Annotated in this window: 15 protein-coding genes and 2 pseudogenes; 2 read left to right on the forward strand and 15 right to left on the reverse strand. The window is 69.6% G+C overall.

What is annotated here, in order from left to right; genetic code table 11:
- Positions 1-92 (reverse strand): annotated as a pseudogene (locus tag BAW75_RS33420) (transposase); the annotation flags it as partial.
- 13 nt (positions 93-105) lie between these two features.
- Here BAW75_RS33420 and BAW75_RS09100 point away from each other — a divergent pair.
- A pseudogene (locus tag BAW75_RS09100) lies at positions 106-474 on the forward strand (transposase); the annotation flags it as partial.
- On the opposite strand, the gene BAW75_RS09105 reads toward BAW75_RS09100, so the two are convergent.
- Together BAW75_RS09105 and BAW75_RS09110 are read right to left on the reverse strand one after the other, a co-directional pair.
- Positions 471-941, reverse strand: coding sequence for a hypothetical protein (locus BAW75_RS09105; RefSeq protein WP_104113259.1), 471 nt, complete (start codon positions 939-941; stop codon positions 471-473). The pseudogene BAW75_RS09100 and the gene BAW75_RS09105 sit on opposite strands and share 4 nt — an antisense overlap.
- Before the next feature lie 293 nt (positions 942-1,234).
- A complete protein-coding gene (locus BAW75_RS09110) occupies positions 1,235-2,263 on the reverse strand; it encodes a C40 family peptidase (protein WP_104113260.1) in 1,029 nt (342 codons plus the stop codon).
- Between the two features lie 362 nt (positions 2,264-2,625).
- On the opposite strand from BAW75_RS09110, the gene BAW75_RS09115 reads away from it, so the two are divergent.
- Entirely contained in the window at positions 2,626-3,672 is a 1,047-nt protein-coding gene (locus tag BAW75_RS09115; protein ID WP_166457694.1) for a serine/threonine protein phosphatase, read from the forward strand.
- Between the two features lie 332 nt (positions 3,673-4,004).
- On the opposite strand, the gene BAW75_RS09125 is transcribed toward BAW75_RS09115, so the two are convergent.
- The 12 genes from BAW75_RS09125 to BAW75_RS09180 all read right to left on the reverse strand — a co-directional run bounded on the left by BAW75_RS09125 (position 4,005) and on the right by BAW75_RS09180 (position 16,880).
- On the reverse strand, positions 4,005-4,364 hold the full coding sequence (locus tag BAW75_RS09125) for a hypothetical protein (RefSeq protein ID WP_225980528.1): 360 nt from the start codon (positions 4,362-4,364) through the stop codon (positions 4,005-4,007).
- A gap of 197 nt (positions 4,365-4,561) precedes the next feature.
- A complete protein-coding gene (locus tag BAW75_RS09130) occupies positions 4,562-5,551 on the reverse strand; it encodes a DUF932 domain-containing protein (RefSeq protein WP_104113262.1) in 990 nt (329 codons plus the stop codon).
- Between the two features lie 68 nt (positions 5,552-5,619).
- Positions 5,620-6,849: a MarR family winged helix-turn-helix transcriptional regulator gene (locus BAW75_RS09135; RefSeq protein WP_104113263.1), complete on the reverse strand. Its 1,230-nt coding sequence runs from the start codon at positions 6,847-6,849 to the stop codon at positions 5,620-5,622.
- 171 nt (positions 6,850-7,020) lie between these two features.
- Positions 7,021-7,614 (reverse strand): hypothetical protein, encoded by a 594-nt coding sequence (locus tag BAW75_RS09140; RefSeq protein WP_104113264.1) that lies wholly within the window; start codon positions 7,612-7,614, stop codon positions 7,021-7,023.
- A 14-nt stretch (positions 7,615-7,628) separates the two neighbouring features.
- Positions 7,629-8,357, reverse strand: a complete 729-nt coding sequence (locus BAW75_RS09145; protein WP_104113265.1) for a hypothetical protein — start codon at positions 8,355-8,357, stop codon at positions 7,629-7,631.
- A gap of 86 nt (positions 8,358-8,443) precedes the next feature.
- Positions 8,444-9,139, reverse strand: coding sequence for a hypothetical protein (locus tag BAW75_RS09150; protein WP_104113266.1), 696 nt, complete (start codon positions 9,137-9,139; stop codon positions 8,444-8,446).
- A 306-nt stretch (positions 9,140-9,445) separates the two neighbouring features.
- The gene (locus BAW75_RS09155; RefSeq protein ID WP_104113267.1) at positions 9,446-10,297 is read right to left on the reverse strand and encodes a replication-relaxation family protein; all 852 of its coding nucleotides are present in this window, start codon (positions 10,295-10,297) and stop codon (positions 9,446-9,448) included.
- Positions 10,298-10,499: 202 nt separating this feature from the next.
- Positions 10,500-12,965 carry a type IV secretory system conjugative DNA transfer family protein gene (locus BAW75_RS09160; RefSeq protein ID WP_104113268.1) on the reverse strand — a complete coding sequence of 822 codons (2,466 nt, stop codon included), beginning with the start codon at positions 12,963-12,965 and terminating at the stop codon, positions 10,500-10,502.
- Positions 12,962-14,713, reverse strand: coding sequence for a VirB4 family type IV secretion system protein (locus BAW75_RS09165; RefSeq protein WP_104113269.1), 1,752 nt, complete (start codon positions 14,711-14,713; stop codon positions 12,962-12,964). Before BAW75_RS09165 ends, BAW75_RS09160 begins: the two co-directional genes overlap by 4 nt.
- Entirely contained in the window at positions 14,710-15,603 is an 894-nt protein-coding gene (locus BAW75_RS09170; RefSeq protein ID WP_104113270.1) for a PrgI family protein, read from the reverse strand. The genes BAW75_RS09165 and BAW75_RS09170 overlap by 4 nt, the downstream gene beginning before the upstream one ends.
- Positions 15,604-15,606: 3 nt before the next feature.
- A complete protein-coding gene (locus BAW75_RS09175; protein WP_104113271.1) occupies positions 15,607-16,587 on the reverse strand; it encodes a conjugal transfer protein TrbL family protein in 981 nt (326 codons plus the stop codon).
- 2 nt (positions 16,588-16,589) lie between these two features.
- Positions 16,590-16,880, reverse strand: coding sequence for a pilin (locus tag BAW75_RS09180; protein WP_104113272.1), 291 nt, complete (start codon positions 16,878-16,880; stop codon positions 16,590-16,592).
- Positions 16,881-17,189 lie beyond the last annotated feature (309 nt).

The following is a 17,189-nucleotide window of genomic DNA, read 5'->3' on the forward strand; positions in this document are numbered from 1 at the left end:
CGGATTTCCAGGTCGTAGTCCAGGAACGGGATGAACTCGGCCCACGCGTTGTCCCACAGCCGGATCACCGCCGGATACCGGCCACGCCACTTGTCGGCCAGGTCGTCGAACGCCGCCCGGGCGGCGTTCGACGACCTGGCCGACAAGTGGCGTGGCCGGTATCCGGCGGTGATCCGGCTGTGGGACAACGCGTGGGCCGAGTTCATCCCGTTCCTGGACTACGACCTGGAAATCCGCACAGTCATCTGCTCCACCAACGCGATCGAGTCGCTCAATGCCCGCTACCGGCGGGCCGTCAAAGCCCGCGGCCACTTCCCCAACGAGCAGGCCGCGTTGAAGTGTCTATACCTGGTGACAAGGTCCCTGGACCCCACCGGAGCAGGCAGAACCCGATGGACGATGCGCTGGAAACCCGCGTTGAACGCCTTCGCCATCACCTTCAGCGACCGCTTCCCCGCCGCTGAAACTTACTAACCAAGATCGCCGGAAACACCGTTAGCGAGACAGCCCCCGGCGGTGTTGAATGCGACCAAATATGGATCGTCGGGCTCCACTTCCGGCTGGCCATGCTCGTCTACTGGGGCTTCCTCGAGCGCGTGCCAGCGTAGCGCCGAGTCCGCATCTTGGAACGCATCCCACTTCTTGATGAGGTCGCCCGTGCCGAGTAAGTGGAGTCGACCGCCGATCGTGGCTGCTGTCGTCCAGTCCGGGCTCGCTCGGTTCGTCTCGTACGGATCATCCGGATCACCTGACATTTCCAGCTGCTGCTTGCGCGCGTAGGCGAACTGCATCGCGTCGGCGTAGACGCTCAGTTGCTGGTCGTAGCGCCTGGCTTGGGCCGCGTTCCGTGCTGCGAATCGGCCCTGCAGAACCGGGGAGAGGACCCCTACGGTGGTGGTAGCGATGAGTCCGGCGATCGAGACAACGACGGTGGCGTTCACGGCGCTGCAGCCTACGCGGTGATGTGCTGCCGCGGGAACGAGACGTTGGTGCAAGCCGAGATAGTCCCGGCAGCACCGCGACCTGCAGACGAGTCGTTGAGGGGCCAAGATCGGATGCACGGTTCTGCCGCGATCCGCGCGCCAATCCGCGTCTACCGACCCTTCGTCGTGGGTGTCTAGACTGGATCGTCGAGTCGCACTTCAGTCGATGGTTGAGCAGATGCGAGGGCCAAGGCACCCGGCAAGCGGCATCTGGCGGCATCGACTGTCCCGAACCCAGGAACGTGCCCTTCTCAAGCCGGCTCCTTGACAATCCGTCGGATCTTGGCGATCTGGTCGTTCCAGCTGCTCAGTTGAGTGATCTTGACGACGTCGCCGGTCTGCGGGGCTTGGATGATGAGTCCTTCGCCGAGGTACATGCCGACGTGGCGTGGGTGGGCCAGGGTGCCGTTGCTGCCGGGGATCAGGATGAGGTCGCCGGGTAGCAGGCGCGTCGGGCTAGCTACTGGTGTGCCGGCATTGGCTTGGTCGGTGGTGATGCGGGGGATGGAGATGCCGGCTGCTCGGTAGGCGGCTTGCATCAGGGATGAGCAGTCGCACTGTTTGTGGGGTTCGTTGGCGTGGGGGTCGGTGCACGTGCCGCCGAAGTGGTAGGGCGTGCCGAGTTGGGCAGCGGCCCAGAACACTGCGGTTGTCACGGCTGGCGGGGTGTCGGAGGGCAGCGTGAATCCGGCCGGTAGGGCGGCCAGTGCGTCGGGGGTGCAGTCAGGGAGGGTGCTGGTGAGCTGCTCCACTAGGCGGAGGGCATCGTTGGTCCATGTGGCGTACGCGTTGGGGTAGGCCGAGGCTTGGACCGCCTGGGCGGCCTCAGTAAGCGGCATCGATTCCCAGCCGGAAATTGTGAGGAGCTTGTCGAAGAACTTGCCTGCTTGATAGGCGGGTTCAGACAGTTGCGCGACGGTGCCCCATCCCTGGCTGGGGCGTTGTTGGAACACCCCGATGGAGTCGTGGTCGTTGCGGGTGCTTAGATGCGGCAGGTTGCGGAGGCGGGATTCCTGCATGGCGGCGGCGACAGCGATGACCCAGCCCCATCGAGGGACGCCTTTGGTGACGCCGATGTCGATGATGATCGCGGCTACGTCAACTTGCTCGACATCCCAGGCACCGACGGTAGGCGGTCGCCCGGAGGGATGCATGTTGGGTAGAGCGGCGGCGCCGCACCCTTTGGAGCCGCCGCCCATGACGGCCGTCAGCAGGAGCATGGGCAGGCCGAGGCAGGCAACGACGACGAGGCTGACAATGCCGGTGATGGCTCTGGTCATGGCGGCGGCCTTTCAATACGGCTGGGGATAGCTGATCGGACAGGGACAGCCGGGAGCTGTCGGTGTACGGGTTCCGGTGCAGAGCCAGGTACGCCAAATGTGCAGGCATGGGCGAGTGGCGCTGGGGACCTTGGGGTGCCGGTCCGCCCCGGCGACGCACGTCCGTTGCTTACGATGAGTAACCGGCGGAGGTGGGCCTTCGCCCGAATCGCGGCATAACGGGGAGTTGTCATGGCGCCCTGCCAGCATGCTCCGAACCCGTTCAGAACCGTCCCTGTCCGATCGGGCGCGTCAATTGGTCTGGCGAAGGAGACCGCTTCGCACCGTGTCAAAGGGCTGTCGCTCGATGGCATGATGCAGCGGTGCTCCTCACGCGACGTTCCCGCCATGACGGCGTCGCGGCGCTGCTGGCCGGGTGCACCGATGGTGAACTGGCAGCGTTGTTGCGGGCCGCGTCACTCGACGGCGTGGGCGTGGGCGGCAGCTCTTCGATCGCCGATGTCGACGGCGTGCCCGTGTTCGTCAAGCGGGTCCCGATCACCGACCGGGAGCTGGCTCATCCGCACAGCACGGCGAACCTGTTCGGCATGCCAGTCCGTTGGCAATACGGCATGTACCGCCTGGCTGGTCCGGGCTTCGGCGCGTGGCGCGAGCTGGCCGCGAACCAGAGCGTCACTGAGGGCGTCCTCGCTGGCGAGTCGGAATCGTTCCCGTTGCTGCACCATTGGCGGGTGCTGCCCGGCCGCCCGCCGGTCGCGGCCGAGCACCTCGACATCGACGCCGTCGTCGCCCAGTTCGGCGGTAACCAGGCCGTGCGTGCGCGGTTCGAAGCGCTGGCGGGCGCCACCGCGAGCCTGGTGCTGTTCCTCGAACATCTCCCCGACGAGCTGCCTCGCTGGTTGAGCGACCCGGTCGGCAGAGCCGCGGCGGTCGAGCGGCAGCTGTTCGAGATGGTGGCGTTTCTACGTAACCGCGAGATGCTGCACTTGGACGGACACTTCGGCAATATCCGGGCCGACGAAGAGCGGCTCTACCTCGTCGACTTCGGGCTCGCCACCTCACCGCGCTTCGACCTGTCGGACGCCGAGCGCCACTTCGCTGCCCGCAATGCCGGTCACGATGCCGACTATGCTTCCATGCGGCTGGTGAACTGGCTGGCCACCTCGGTATGCGGGGTGCCCGGGCCGGTCGGCGGCGGTCCCGTCGCACGCGACCAGTTTGTGCGCCGATGTGCGGCCGGCGATATCCCACCGGACCTGCCGCCGCCCGTAGGGGAAATCATCGCCAGACACGCCCCCGCCGCTGCCCGGATGAACGACTTCTGCTGGCGCTTGTTCGACGGCGACCTTCAGGCCGAGTATCCCGGCAACGGGAATACAGTCCAGATCGTTGCGGATCGGGCGAGTTGAGCAATGGAACTATGCACTCACATCGGCAGATCCGCGCACTGCCGGGTCGACCAACATTGCTGGCTGTAGTTGATCGTTGCAGAGCAAGCTCGGCCGCGAGCCGCAGCCGCACTTGCAGACGTCGATAGCTGCTGCGTACCCGGTGCCGTACCTGGCTCTGCACTCGAAGCCGTACGCCGACAGGAGCGCGCTCACCGGCGGCGGAGCGGACAGGTGCGCGGAGGGCTTCCAAGGTGGTGAAGCGGAGAATGACCGTGGGCCGCCCACGTGGGCGGCCACCTCAAATTGCTCGATCAGCCGATGAACGTGAGGCGTGTCAACACCGGCTGACCTCACACCCCTGTACCTCGGTCGTGCCTGGACCGGTCCTTAGTTGTCTGGTCCCTCGTGATGTGGCTGTAGATCGCGATGCATCGGAGGATCAGCTCGTGTGATGGCAGGGTCAGTAGCCGCTGCCGTTTGTCCTCGCGAAGCTTGTCCCAGATGAGGACAGTGACGCTGGCGGACCACACGTCCACAAGCACGCCGTCGATCTTGGCGTACTGCCGGGCGGTGACGATGCGTCGCAGCGTGTCGATGAGCGTGGCGTCGCCCGGCGGATGGTTGGCGTCGTCGGGTCGGGCGGCCTCGGGCAGCAGGGTGTGGCTGTTTCGCAGGTGTAGTCGATGCGCGGCGGGTTGTCGGTTTCCCACCGCTGCACGTCGGTGGCGGGTAGGCCACATACCGACTGCCGTAGATCGCGGGGGTGGCGGAGGTGGCCGGTCATCGGCGGATCCTTTGGTATGCATCGAGCCTTCGGGTGCTGGGCGGCGTCACGTGAGGTGTCCGTTCCTATGGGCCGGGGCAGCGGCGCGGGTGACCGCTGCCCCGGCGGCTATGGGTGTGGCGGTCAGATCTTCAGTAGGTCGAAGGCGGCGACTTTCAGGTCGCCGGTGTTGCCGGTCAGCACCCGGTTGGCGCGGACGAGGTCGTTCTTGGCGGGCTGGTAGTGGTCGAGGTATTCGGTGATGGCCTGGTATCCGGCCCACCGGCTGCCGGTGATGGCTTTCTGGGTGTCGGCCTCGCGGATCAGGTACTTGAGGGTGCCGAGGCGTTGTTTGGCGTTGTTCTTGGCCTGCTCGGACGCGGTGTCCTTGACCGGCCATACCTGCGCGACGACGTTTTCGAACTCGCGGATGGTCAGCTCCGCGTTGAGCATCCGTTCGGCGGCTTTCTCGAAGGTCTCCATGTAGGTCCACATCAGGCCGAGGGCTTCGCGGGCCTGGCTGATCTGGGAGTTGACGTTGGAGGTGTGCCGGAAGGTGTAGTGGCCGACGGCGTGCTGGAAGGCGGCGCGTTGGGTGTTGGCGCAGACCACCCGGATTGGGCTGGCGTCTACCCGCAGGGCGGCGCTGCCGTCGTGGGAGGTGGTGCCGATGAGGTACAGGTCGAGGCGGTCTACCCCGGCGATCTCCATCGCGTCGGGCAGCTTCATCGTGACGAACACGCTCTTGCCGCGGCGCAGGCTGCCGGCGGTTTCGAAGTGGGCGCCGCCGACCTGATCGACGAGGCGGTCGAGCATCTCGGCGCACTGTTCGTTCTGGACGACCGTGTAGTCGGTACCGACGATGCCCAGGTATTCGGTCTGGCCGGTGACCGGGTTGCGGCGTACGGTCATTCGCTTGTCGTCGGCGGGGACCTGTACCTCGACGCCGTTGACGATGTCGATGCCGACGGTGCGGATGGTGCGGACGCCCCAGTCGCCGAGGCGGGCGGCGGTCATGATCTTTTCGGCCTTCATCGTTTCCTGGGTGACGGTGCCGAGCTGGTGCCAGGCCGACAGGCGTGCGCTGGCAAAGGCAGTTGTTCCGTCGGTGTAGGTCTCGAGTTCGTGCGGCACGGATTCTCCTCTCGATGTGCTGGCGGGGCCGAGCACGCGGCTCGGCCCCCGCAGGGGAGTGGCGTTGGTCAGGACTGGTCGGTGCTGCCCGCGTCGGTCTCGACGGGGTTGTCGCTGTCGGGTTGCGCCGGGTGGACGAAGGTCAGCGGCGCGTCGGAGACCAGGACGATTCGGCCGCTGGCGGCGGCCTTGGTGCAGTTGTTCCGTACGGCCCCGGAGCTGATCGCGCGGCCGAGTTGGCCGGCGAGCACGGTGGCGATGTCCTGCGGGGTCATCTGCTGGCCGGGGTTGGCGGCCAGGACGTCGAGGGTGAGTCTTTCCAGTTCGCCTCGGCTGAACGGTGGGCTGCCGTCGGCGTTGACGGTCCCGTCACCGCGCGGGCCCGTGCTGCGGGCGACGCGCGGCGTGCGGCCGGGTGCGCGCAGCGGCATGGCGACGACGTGGGTCTCGCCGTCTGCGTCGACGACGTGCAGCGTGCCGTCCGGTCGGATCAGGGGCAGCACCGCCGCTGCGGCGATCGGCATGCTCGTTTGGCCGCGGATGACCTGGGAGCACAGCGGGCAGCGGGGCGGCTCCGGGTTCGGGTCCACCTCACTGGCTCTGGTCGGGCCGGCGACCCACCGCTCGGGTAGGCCGGGCAGTCGACGGGCGGCGTCGGCCTGCTCCATCGCGGTCAGCAGCCGGGACGCGGTGGCGTGTCCGATGCCGCTCTCGACCACGATCAGGTCGATGGTGGCGCCAGCGTCGCCGTAGTCGGCCAGGACTCCCTTGATGGCCATGACCTTGCGGTCACCGGGCCGCGCTGGCTGCACCGCAACGACGGCGGAACTCTCACCGGCCTCGCTGCTGTCGTCGTCGCGTCCGCGGCTGTCGTCGTGATCGGTCTCGTCTCCCGCCTCATCCGGCGCCTTGTTCGCGTGGTCGTCGCGGGATGGATCAGCTGCGCCGACGTTGGCAGGTTCGCTCGCCGAAGTGTCGAGATTCGATCCGATGAGCTGCTCGCTCTCGTCCGCGGCGGCGGTCTGCTGGTCGCCGAGATCGACGGCAGCGTCCGGTTCCGCAGCGGCGGCGCCGTCCGGGGCGGGCAGGGCCCACCGGGTGGACGCGCCGTCGGCCGCATCGGCGTCCGTGTCCACCGGCACGATCAAGCCGGCGTCGGCCAGGGTCTTGAGTGCCTTGTCGGTGGTCGAGCGAGCCTTTCCGGCGCGGTCGGCCAACTCGTGCACGTCACCCTGACCGAGATCGGTCAGGGCGTCGAGGACAGCCTGCGCTGCAGGCGTCAGGGACAGGTCTTTCATGGGGTTCCTCTCTTGGGGACGTAGTTCGGATAGCGGCGCGAGTGAGGCCGCCCGGATGGTGAGCCGGGGTCGCGGGTGATAACCGGGGCGGCCGGCGCGCGTCGGGAGCGCCGTGCCGTGCGAGGTGTGCCATTCGTCGCCGGTGAAGGGCGCCGCGATGAGACCGGTCGATTACCGGCCTGAGGTGGCGGGCGCGCCTGCTGCGAGCTGCAGCATGTAGAGGCGGCCCTCGGTGCGGTCCCGGTAGATGCCGGCGTCGCTGTGGGACAGCCGCACCGCGCTGACGCTGCCGGGCGGCCGAAACCTGGCGTCGGAGCTGCCCACCCTGACGTGGGCGGTCTGTCCCGCGAGGTTGAGCGCGCGGCAGGAGTCGGTGTGCGGCAGAACGACCAGCACGGTGTCGCCGGGGTCGACGTAGCGCCGACGTACCTGCTGCCCAGGGTGGGTCAGCGCGTAGGCGGTCCGCGTCTCGTCGCCGATGAGGGCGTCGATCCGAGCGCGAGTGTTGCCGTACTCGCCGGCCAGGTTCTGGATCGTCTTCGCCGATCCCGTGATGGCGGCGGCGGATGCATGTAGGTCGTCTTCGTTGAGGAGTCTGGTGCGCAGGTGGTCGACGGCGAGCAGCAGCTCGTCGCGTAGGTGTCGGAGATCGTCGGCGGCCTCGGGCAGGTGCGCGGCGGCCGGGATGGGGTCGACGGCGTGTTGGTCGAGGGTGCGGCCGGTCGCCGCGGTGATCCACCGCTCGACCAGGTTGAGGTGCGGCATCACGCTGCCCCGCGTCAGTCGGTGAGGTGGGCGAGTTCGGCGGGGGTGAGCTGTGCGGGAGTGCGGTTGTGCCAGGCGTCGGAGTGGCGCAGGTTCCACCAGCGCAGCAGCGTCCGGCAGGCCGAGGTGAGCTCACCCCGGATCGGCAGGGAATACACCGTGGCGAGCGGAACCTGATGCGCACGGGCGACGTAGGCAGTCGGCGCCCATCCCCGTTCGGTGCGGGTGACCTCGCCGACGATGCGCTCCGGGTAGGGGATGTCGAAGACGGCGGCGGCTTCGGCGTCGGGTATCACCAGCCACGTGTCCGGATCCTTGCGCTGCAGGGTCGCCACGCCACGCGACGGGTCGCAACGCCGCAGAAGCACGTGTCGCTCGTCGCCTTCGTTCATCGGCCGGTGGTTGCGCCAGGCTCGGTAGCAGGCAGTGAGCGTGACGCCGAGGACGGCGTGCCGCTCGCGGGCGGCGAGAGCATCGGTTACAACCTGGTGGTGACCGGGGACGGAGAGGCCAGCGTGCGCAGCCAGTCCTCGTCGGCCTGTTTCGGCGAGTGCACCCAGCCTGGTGAGGGCCTGGTCGAAGTTGGTGGTGCTCTCGGTGAAGTCAAGCGCGGCCTTGTGCAGGAGGCGGGCGAGGTCGCCGATCGGTTCGTCGGTGGCGGTGTCGTGGCGCCACTGTTGCTCGGGCAGGACGTCGTTGGTGTCGGCGGCGATACGCCGCAGCACCGGATCGGTCAGGAACATCAGGGGTCTCCTTCCAACGGTGGGACATGGCGAAGGCCGGTCGCAGCAGGGCTGCGACCGGCCGTGGTGTTTCGGGTCGAGGGGTGTCAGGCGATGGTGACGGCGCACAGCCGCGCGCGTGGGTCGAGGCTGCGCAGGTACGCGCAGGCGTCGTTGAGGAAGCGGAACCGGTCGGCGACGGAGCCGCCTGCCGGGGTGAGGAGGCGACCGTCGGTGGTGATCAGCGCATCGCCGACCAGGGCGATGCGCCAGTGCAGGCCGGTGTAGGTGGCTTCGCCGGCTTGGTATGCGGGCAGCTCGTACGGGTCGAGGTGGTGGGCGAGCATCGCCAGGACGCGGGGTTGCTGCTCGAAGCGTCGGCGGGCCTCGTGGGCGCTGACCTTGGCGGGGTCGGTGTGGTGCTGGGCGAGGTAGTCCTCGAAAGGCCGGGCCGGGGGAGTGGTCGCGGCGACGTGGGTGTGCCAGGTGCGCCAGCGCAGGGCGGCGTTGTGTGCGGCGGTGGCGGCGGTGCCGGTCAGGTCGAGGCGGCTCTTGCGGCCGCCGGCGGCGATGGTGATCGCGCCGAAGCGGCGGGCGGCGTCGAGCAGGTAGTAGCCGATGAAGCGGGTCAGCCAGCCGATGAGGCGGCGGTGTCGGACGCGGTAGCGGCGCGACGGCGTGCCGTTGGCTTGCAGGAGGTCGTGGACCTTTTCTGAGGCGGCGAACCAGTCGGCGTCCTGGCCGGGGGCGAAGCAGACGGTGATGACCTGGTCGGTGAGGGATGTGTTGGTGGGTGCGGGCATGACGGGGTGCTCCCTTCGCGAAGGCGCGGTTCGACTGCGGGTGTGGTGGTGCCACCGGGATGCGGCGTCTGTGGCGGAGTACTGCCGGGAATGGCGCGGGGCGGGGTCACGGGGCCGACCGGATGGTGGGCTGAGGGGTGACCCGCTGGCGGGCAGATCCGGGGAGAACAGACGTGCTGCGGTGCGAACAAAAGAGAAGAAGCTGCACCGTAGCGCCGTGACCTGACAGCACGCCCTCGACCAGTAATCGTGATCATGTGCTTCACCTGCGGTGACAGGTTCCGGCTGGTCGGCTGACAGGTCGTGTCAGAGGACGAAGACTCCGTCGTCGAAGTTGGGGTTGTCCGCCACCGGCTGACCGTGGTCGGTGGGTAGCTGCGCGAGCCCGACTCGGCCGGTGGCGCCGACCGGCAGCCACACCGCTTCGGCTGGGTCCGTCTCGTGGGTGGCGGTGGCGACGAGTACGTCGCCGCGTCGCCCGCGTAGGAGCCGGTGCAGGTGTTCCTCCCGGGCGGCGCTGCCGAGCCAGAACAGCACCGGGTACCGGATGCCGACGCGTCGGGTCAGGGTGGCGTAGCGGTCGAGTTTGCCGATCAGCCGGCCCAGCGGCTCGGTGCCGGTGTCGGCCTCCAGCCAGAACCCGACGCTGGCGCCGGCGGCGGTCCAGATGCCGTGGCCGTCGGCGGTGATGGTGCGGAACTGCCGGGTGGTGGTGCGCTCCGACCACCACCGGTCCAGACGCGCCTCGGGATGGCGCCGGGTGTGGGTCTTGAGCCGGACGAAGAACTCGTTGACGGTGAGCAGGTGGGTCAGGGTCGGGCTGGCCGACACCCGTTGCACGGCTTGCCGGCTCGCCCGGGCGGTCGGCTCGGGTCGTTCGTGGGCGGCGGCCTGGAACCGGTGTCCGTTGTGGCCGAGGGTCCAGTGCCACGGCTGGCTGCCGCCGCCGGTGCGCGCGAACCGGAACCGGTCCAGCAGGTCCAGCCCGTACAGCTCGCTGAGGCGGATCTGGCAGGTACGTCGGGCCAGGAAGAACAGCTGGTGGATCTGATCGGTGGTCAGGACGTGATGGTCGTCGAGGAGTTGGAGCAGCTGCCGGTCCCGGCTGGTGATGTGCGGGTAGATGGCCAGCAGGTCAGCAGAGCGTGATTGCGGCATGGGTACCCCTGCGGAGAGAGTCCCGGTAGGGAGTCTGGACGAGTTGATCTCGCGGACAGGCTGACGGCGGGCCGGGTATGGGCAGTTCAGGTGCCTGACAGGTCGGCGGGGGAGGGCTCGGGTGAGGTCTCGTCTCGCCGACACCCCCAAGCGAGCCCTCACCGCAGCACCCGGACGAGGCCCGAAACGAGCAGGCCTTTGCTCAGCGCTCGCGGCCGGCCATGCGCCGTTTCATCGTCGATCGGGCGATCTGCTGCATCGGCGGCTCACCGTCGGCGCGGCGGTGGGCTGCGGCGCACTCCTGACGGATCGCGGTCGCCTCACCCACCACGTCCGCCGGCGGGTTGGTGGTGAACGTGAACGACGGCAGCTCCCGGTTGCCGACCAGCAGCCGCGCGGTGGCGGTGTAGACGTCGAGGTGGGCGAGGTCGTGTTCGTCGAGCTCCGGTTTGGTGTGGCGCGACAGTTCCCGGGCGTCGGCCGGGTCGACGTTGAAGAACAGCTTCGACCGGGCGTTGGCGGACACTGCTGCGGCGACATCCTTCGGGAGCTGCGCCAGGTCCTGGTGCGCCAGCACCAGACCCAGCCGGAACCCTCGTGCCTCGGCCAGCATGTCCCCGACCGAGCCGGGCAGGGTCAGGAAGTTCTGACACTCGTCGATGTACAGCACGGCGTCGCGGCGCTGGTCCTCCGGGATGCTGGCGCGGGCGATGGCGGCCTGCCAGACGCGGGCGACAATCAGCGAGCCCAGGATCCGCGTCGTCTCCTCCCCGAGCACCCCCTTGGGCAGCCGGCACAGCAGCACCCCGCCGTCGAGGACCCGGCCCATGTCGAAGGAGCTGTGCGCGTTGCCGATGACCGACTTGACGAAGTCGCGCAGGAGAAACGCGCGTAGCCGGGCGAGGACGGGGGCGATGACCTGCCCGCGGAACTGCTCGTTGATGCCGTCGTACCAGACCCAGAACCCGCCGAGACCGTCCGGGTCGTCCAGGCCGTGGGTGAACCGGGCCCGGAAGTCCTTGTCCTGCAACAGCGACGGCACGAGGCTCAGCGTCGGTTTGGCGTGGCGCATCAGCGTCAGGCACGCCACCCGCATCGTGTCGTCCATCCGCGGCCCCCACTGCCCTTGGAAGATCTTCGCGAAGATCCCCACCAGGTTGTCCACCGCCAGGTGCGGGTCGCCCCGGTCATCGAGCGGGTTGAAGCAGCCCGGGTTCTCCTGGTCCGGGTCGATGATCACGATCTTGTCTGCGGAGGTGGCGGGGAGCCGGTCGAGGATGTCGGTGATCAGGTCTCCGCGCGGGTCGATGACCACCGTGCCGCGGCCGGCTTTGATGTCGCCGAGAATCATGTTCAGCAGCAGCGTGGACTTCCCGACGCCGGTCTTGCCGACCACGTGCAGATGCTGGCGGGCGTCGGTGACGGTCAACCCGACCTTGTGGCGGCCGATCTGCGCGCGGCCGAGCATCTTGACGCCACGCCCACCGCCGGGAACCTGCACGGGCGCCGGAACAGCCTTCGCTCGGGCGCGGTCCAGGCCGGGCACGGCGAGGTCTTGCGGCAGCGCGGCGAGGGCCGCGAGTTCCGCCACGGTGGCCAGGAACCCTCGCCGTAACCGGCGCCCGGCGAGGGTGGAGACCGGGTGGGGCATCTTCATGCGCCGTAGCCGGTTCGGTCCGGTGTACGTGGCGGCGGCCGAGGCGATGGTTTGTCCCAGCCCGATCAGCCGCTGACGGGTCTGCCGGGCCCGCCCCGCATCCGGTGATGTGGTGGCCGGGTCGCGGGCGACGGCGAACCGAACCGCGATCTCGAAGTGCGGCACCCGCACCGCCTTCTCCACGACCGTGCGGGCCTCGGCAGTGGCCACCGGATCCCGCTCGGCCACCCGGCCCGCCGCAGCCGAGCCGCGCGACGGCCTGGACGGGCCGGGCGTGAACACGTCGAGCAGCCACAGCAGCGGCTCGACGGCCAGCCTCGCCGCACCCGACACCGCCCGCGCGGCCAGATCCGGCCGCCCGTGCGGGTGGGTGGCGGCGGTTGCCGCCGCCCTTCGGGCGGCGCGGACGCGGCGGGCTCGCGCTGGCCGGGCGAGGACCTGCACGCAGGCGTGCTCGCGGGGGCCGACCTCGGCGCCGGCGGCGAGCAGCGCCCGCAGCGGATCGGTGTCGTGGTCGCTGCGCAGCGGCAGCCCATCGGGGTGCTGCGGCCAGTGCGCCCCACCCACCCCCTCACCGACCTGCGGCGGGATCGGCGCGGCGGCATCTGTGGTGGTGATGGTGGCGGCGGGCCAGGCCGCGCGGACTGCGGCCTCGACCGCTCCGGGCGGCACCGTGCCGGGCACCCAGACCCGGATGGTCAGCGCGCGGCCGGTCCACGTGTACTCCCAGCCGACATGCGGGTAGCCGAACACCCGGCGGCGCCACACCGACGGCGTGAGGACGCCGGTGAGGGTGGTCCAGAACGCTGCAGCGGCCTCGGCGGTGACCTGCGGTGGGGCAGCGATGGTCAGCCATCGCGCGCCAGCGGTGAACCGCCGATGCCGCCAGGCGAGCACCTGGTCATGCCCGAACACCGCCGCGACAACGATCGCGGCAGCGACGAAGGCCAGCCACGGCCGGGCGAGCACCCAATGCCCTATCTCGGCGGGCCAGCCCGGGGTGGCGGTCACTCGGTCTCCCCGATGCCCGTGACGGCGATCGTGTGCTCCGCGGCCGACCCGACGGCACGGAACGGGATCCGCGACCGGCCCGCGACGAGCAACCCCTCGCCCCGGGGCGCGGCCAGCAGCAGCCGCGCCTCACCCGCAGTGAGGTTGAACGCCTCCACGACAGCGTCGATCGACTGGGTGCTCTGGCGCATCAGCACCTGCGTCGCGGCGTTGGACACCACGGCGAGCCCCAGGTCGGTCGACAGCACATCAGCCGCGTCCTGCGTGACGACGCACAACCCCGCCGACCGCTTGCGGGCCGCCTTCGCCATCCGGAACAGGAACCGCGCGCCTTCACCGTCGCGCATCAGCAGCCAGGCCTCATCCACCACCACCAGATGCCGACCCCGGCTAGTGCCGGCTGGCGGGGTGTCGATGCCCGACCAGATCGAGTCGAGCGCCAGCAGCGTGCCGATGGTCCGCAGCTCGTCGGGCAGGTGCCGCAGCGACCAGACCACCAGGTGCCCGTGCGGGACGGTGGTGGTAGGCCCGTCGAACAGCCCGGCGAAGTTCCCCACCGTCCAGGGAGCAAGCCGGGCGGCCAGCTGCCCCGCGGCCGGATCATCGTCCCCGGCGAGCACCTCGGCCAGGTCGCGCAGCAGGGGAGCGGGCTTCGTCCAGGTGCCCGGGTCGGCGTTGATGCCGGCGCGGACGTAGGTCGCGGTGATGGCCCGGTCCAGGGCGGCGCGCTCGGCCGGCGGCGGCGCCGCGCCCAGCATGACCGCGATCAGCGTATGCAGGTACAGACCACGTCGAGTGAGCGTGTCCGGCCGCCGGTCGTCGGGCAGGTCAAGCGGGTTGATGCGCACCCCGGGCACGCCCAGCTGCACGACCGTGCCGCCGACGTGCTCGGCCAGCGGCGTGTACTCGTCCTCGGGGTCGATGACGCTGACGGTCGTGCCCTGATACAGGTTGCGCAGGACATCGAGCTTGACGAAGTAACTCTTGCCCGCCCCGGAGCGGGCGAGGACGACCGAGTTGTGGTTGTCCTGCCCCCACCGGTTCCACACCAACACCCCGTTGGAGGTCGTGTTGACCCCGTACAACACCCCCTCCGCAGGGGCTATGTCGCCGGGGGTGGGGGCGGGGAGATCCGGCGAGGCGAGAGGAAACGCCGCCGCGAGAGCGGTGGTGTCCAGCACGCGGCGCATCCGCAGCGGATCCACACCGACCGGCAGCGTCGAGAGCCAGCCCTGCTGATGGCGGAACGTCGCCGGCTGCAGGTCCAGCAGCACACTCGCCGCCGCCGACTTCACCCCAGCGGTGAGGGTGGCGAGGTCGTCGAGGGTGCGGGCGTGGAGGGTGACGTAGATGCCGACCTCGAACAGCTTCGCCGCCCCGCGGGCGACACGCTCGGCCAGGTCCGCGGCGTCGGCTGCGGCGGCGTCGACCATCGGGTCGCCCAGCCGCGCGGCGTCGGCGTCGAGGCGGCGGGAGGATTCGAGGCGGGCGCGTTGCCGCTTCAGCATCGGCGCGGCCAACTGCGGCACCACCGGGTCCAGGTGCACGGCGACGTCGACGCGTCCTGGGTAGGACAGCAGCGGGTCCAGCCACGCCGGGCCGACCTCCGCCGGGTAGCCACACACTACGTAGGTGGCGGCGTACCCGTCACCAACCCGCACATGCGACGGAGTGACCGACAACGCGGCCGGTCCCGGCATACCCTCGGTGCCTCGGACACTGATCTTGGGGGTTTTCAACAGGTTCATGTGCTGCTCCGCAAGGTGATGGGGACGCCGGGCACCGCGCGGGGGCCGGGTGCCGGTGGGGAGAACGGGTCGACCGCGCCCGCGAGCGCGGCGCACACCGCAGGCCCGTCCAACACGGAGGCGTGCACGCCGAGCCCGGACAACGCCCGCACCGCGGTGTCGCCCGCTCGCGCGCCGGTGACGACCGCGAGGACCTGCCGGCGCAACGGATCCCGGTCGCCGTCGAGCTTCAGCAAGAACTGGGCGTGGTCCTCGGCGGCGGCCTGCAGCGCCCGGTGCGGCAGGCGCCGGGCGTGATCGGCGACGGCCTGCGCGTGTGCGGCCAGGTCGTGGCGCTGCGCGGCCACGATGATCTGCGCCGGCCCGGTCAGGCCGTTGAGGAACCGGCCGAAGCCGTCCAGCAACGCGCCCTGCTCACCGCCGGTGCGCAGGTGAATGTTGGTGGTGCCGCAGGCGATCACCACCTTGTCGCTGCCCCCGCTGGTGAGCACACCAGCGGGGCTGACCGCCGTCACCGGCGACCGCAACAGCGCCGGCACGATCGGCTTCGCCTCCACCGCCGCGACCGGGACCGCGCGAGCCGTCCCGGGTGTCAGCATGCGAGGGCTGTGAGAGAGCGTGAAGGCGTGCCGCAGCCACACGTCCAACGGCAGGCCGTCGCGGCGGCCGAGCGCCACCACGACCGCGACAGCGAACACGACAGCACCAACGATGAGCCACACGGGCCGCGGCAGCAGATGCCCGAACGAGCGGTAGACACCGGCAGCGGCCAAGCCGACGCCGCCGATGATGCCGAGCTGACGGAAGGTGAGCCCGAACGCGACCCGGTCCGGCTCGTTGACGTTGGCCGGCACCACCGCACGCGGCACCGCATCATCCAGACTGTTCATTGATCACTCCGGGCTGGGGTAGACGCCGGGCATGTGGCGGTAGGGCGGGCGGATGGGGTTGCTCGACGCCAGCGGCGTGCGCCGGACCGGGGCGGCTCTGAGTCGGCCCAGGTTGCGGGTCATTCCCTGCAGGGCCACCGTTCGCAGGACGACGCCGCCGATGCCGACGCTGCGGCCCTGCTGGCCGGAGAACCGCCGCACCAGGCTCGGAACCTTGACCGTCATCCACAGCACGACGACCACGAGCAGCAGGTTCAGGGTGTCGGAGCCAGGCAGGCCGAGCAGGACCGGCAGGTTCCCCCGCGGATCGATCACCAGGTTGACGCCGGCCGAGAAGGTGACCGCCTGGATCGTCGGGGTGGCCAGACAGCCCAGCACCGACCGCCACCACAACTGCGCGACCCGCTCTGTCCAAGGGGTCGCGTGGCACGCCAAGGCCACCGGCGCGACACCGGCCAACACGACCAGCGCCGCGATGCGGGTCAGCCAGCCGCCGACGAGCAGGAACATCAGCACCACGATCAGCAGCCCGATGATCAGCATCAGCAGGCCTGAACTCGGGTCACCCACCGCGGAAGCGAGCCGCGCCTTGACGAACGTGACCGCCTCGGTCGTCGGGGCGTCCACGCCGGCAAGCGACGTGGTCAACGCGTTCGCCACCTCGATGAGCACGCCGGTCAACGGAACCGCGAACGCCGACAGCACGAACCCGACCACGAGCCGCGGCACGAGCTGCTTGACCGTGTAGCGGGTCTCGACGGTGTCGCCCAGCATGACCGCGGCGCCCGCGGCGATGATCGCGAGGATGAAGCAGGCGTCGACCACGAGGGCGCTTTTCCCGGCGATCGACTGCACCTGCGGCAGCCCTGTCACATCCGGCGCCACGAAGATCGAGGACGTCAGGAAGGCCAGCAGGCCACCGAGAAGATCGATTACTCGCTCGGCGAGCCAGCGGACCAGATCGTTCATCACCCAGGTGGTCATCCTCAGCCGCCGAGGATGCCCTGCAACACCTGCAGGATCACCGGGGCCAACACCGCCAAGGCGTAGCCGACCAACGCAGATTTGAAGTTGCCCTTGGCCTGCTCGACCTGGGCCGGGTCACCGCCGGCGGCCATGTAACGCAGACCTCCGATGACCAGGAACATCGTCGCGACCAGTGCGATGATGCCCATGATCCAGCCGGTGATGTTGGAGATGACCTGATTGATGGAATTGACCGCTACCGGCTGTGGCGCGGCGGCGATCTCCGACAGGACAGACAGCTTCAGGTGCATGACGGCACTCCAGAACGGTTCTGTGTGCCGCCCGGCGGGGACCTCGGGGAGGGACCGGTGTGGGTCGGTGGGGGCGCTCCTCCCTCGCGGTCTAGCGCAGGGATCGCGGTGTCAGTACGCCGCGCCGGCCATGCCGAACTCACCTCAGACCCGCCACGCGAACGACCTCCGCCGGGCGGACATGCCATGGAAGGCATGCATCGCCCAGAACTGCGCTGTTAGACAGATCGAACCCGGCTGCCGCCTGTCACGCCCTGACACGACCAGTCAGTGAGCGGACGACGACTCGATCCTTGGCCCTGCTCGGGC

The sequence above is a fragment of the Micromonospora chalcea genome (assembly GCF_002926165.1).
GTDB classification, from domain to species: domain Bacteria; phylum Actinomycetota; class Actinomycetes; order Mycobacteriales; family Micromonosporaceae; genus Micromonospora; species Micromonospora chalcea.

Excerpts from the sequence above, each read along its gene's own strand:
- BAW75_RS09110 (WP_104113260.1), bottom strand. The coding sequence starts at position 2,263 with ATGACCAGAGCCATCACCGGCATTGTCAGCCTCGTCGTCGTTGCCTGC.
- BAW75_RS09135 (WP_104113263.1), bottom strand. The coding sequence starts at position 6,849 with ATGAAAGACCTGTCCCTGACGCCTGCAGCGCAGGCTGTCCTCGACGCC.
- BAW75_RS09140 (WP_104113264.1), bottom strand. The coding sequence starts at position 7,614 with ATGCCGCACCTCAACCTGGTCGAGCGGTGGATCACCGCGGCGACCGGC.
- BAW75_RS09145 (WP_104113265.1), bottom strand. The coding sequence starts at position 8,357 with ATGTTCCTGACCGATCCGGTGCTGCGGCGTATCGCCGCCGACACCAAC.
- BAW75_RS09150 (WP_104113266.1), bottom strand. The coding sequence starts at position 9,139 with ATGCCCGCACCCACCAACACATCCCTCACCGACCAGGTCATCACCGTC.
- BAW75_RS09155 (WP_104113267.1), bottom strand. The coding sequence starts at position 10,297 with ATGCCGCAATCACGCTCTGCTGACCTGCTGGCCATCTACCCGCACATC.
- BAW75_RS09165 (WP_104113269.1), bottom strand. The coding sequence starts at position 14,713 with ATGAACCTGTTGAAAACCCCCAAGATCAGTGTCCGAGGCACCGAGGGT.
- BAW75_RS09170 (WP_104113270.1), bottom strand. The coding sequence starts at position 15,603 with ATGAACAGTCTGGATGATGCGGTGCCGCGTGCGGTGGTGCCGGCCAAC.
- BAW75_RS09175 (WP_104113271.1), bottom strand. The coding sequence starts at position 16,587 with ATGACCACCTGGGTGATGAACGATCTGGTCCGCTGGCTCGCCGAGCGA.
- BAW75_RS09180 (WP_104113272.1), bottom strand. The coding sequence starts at position 16,880 with ATGCACCTGAAGCTGTCTGTCCTGTCGGAGATCGCCGCCGCGCCACAG.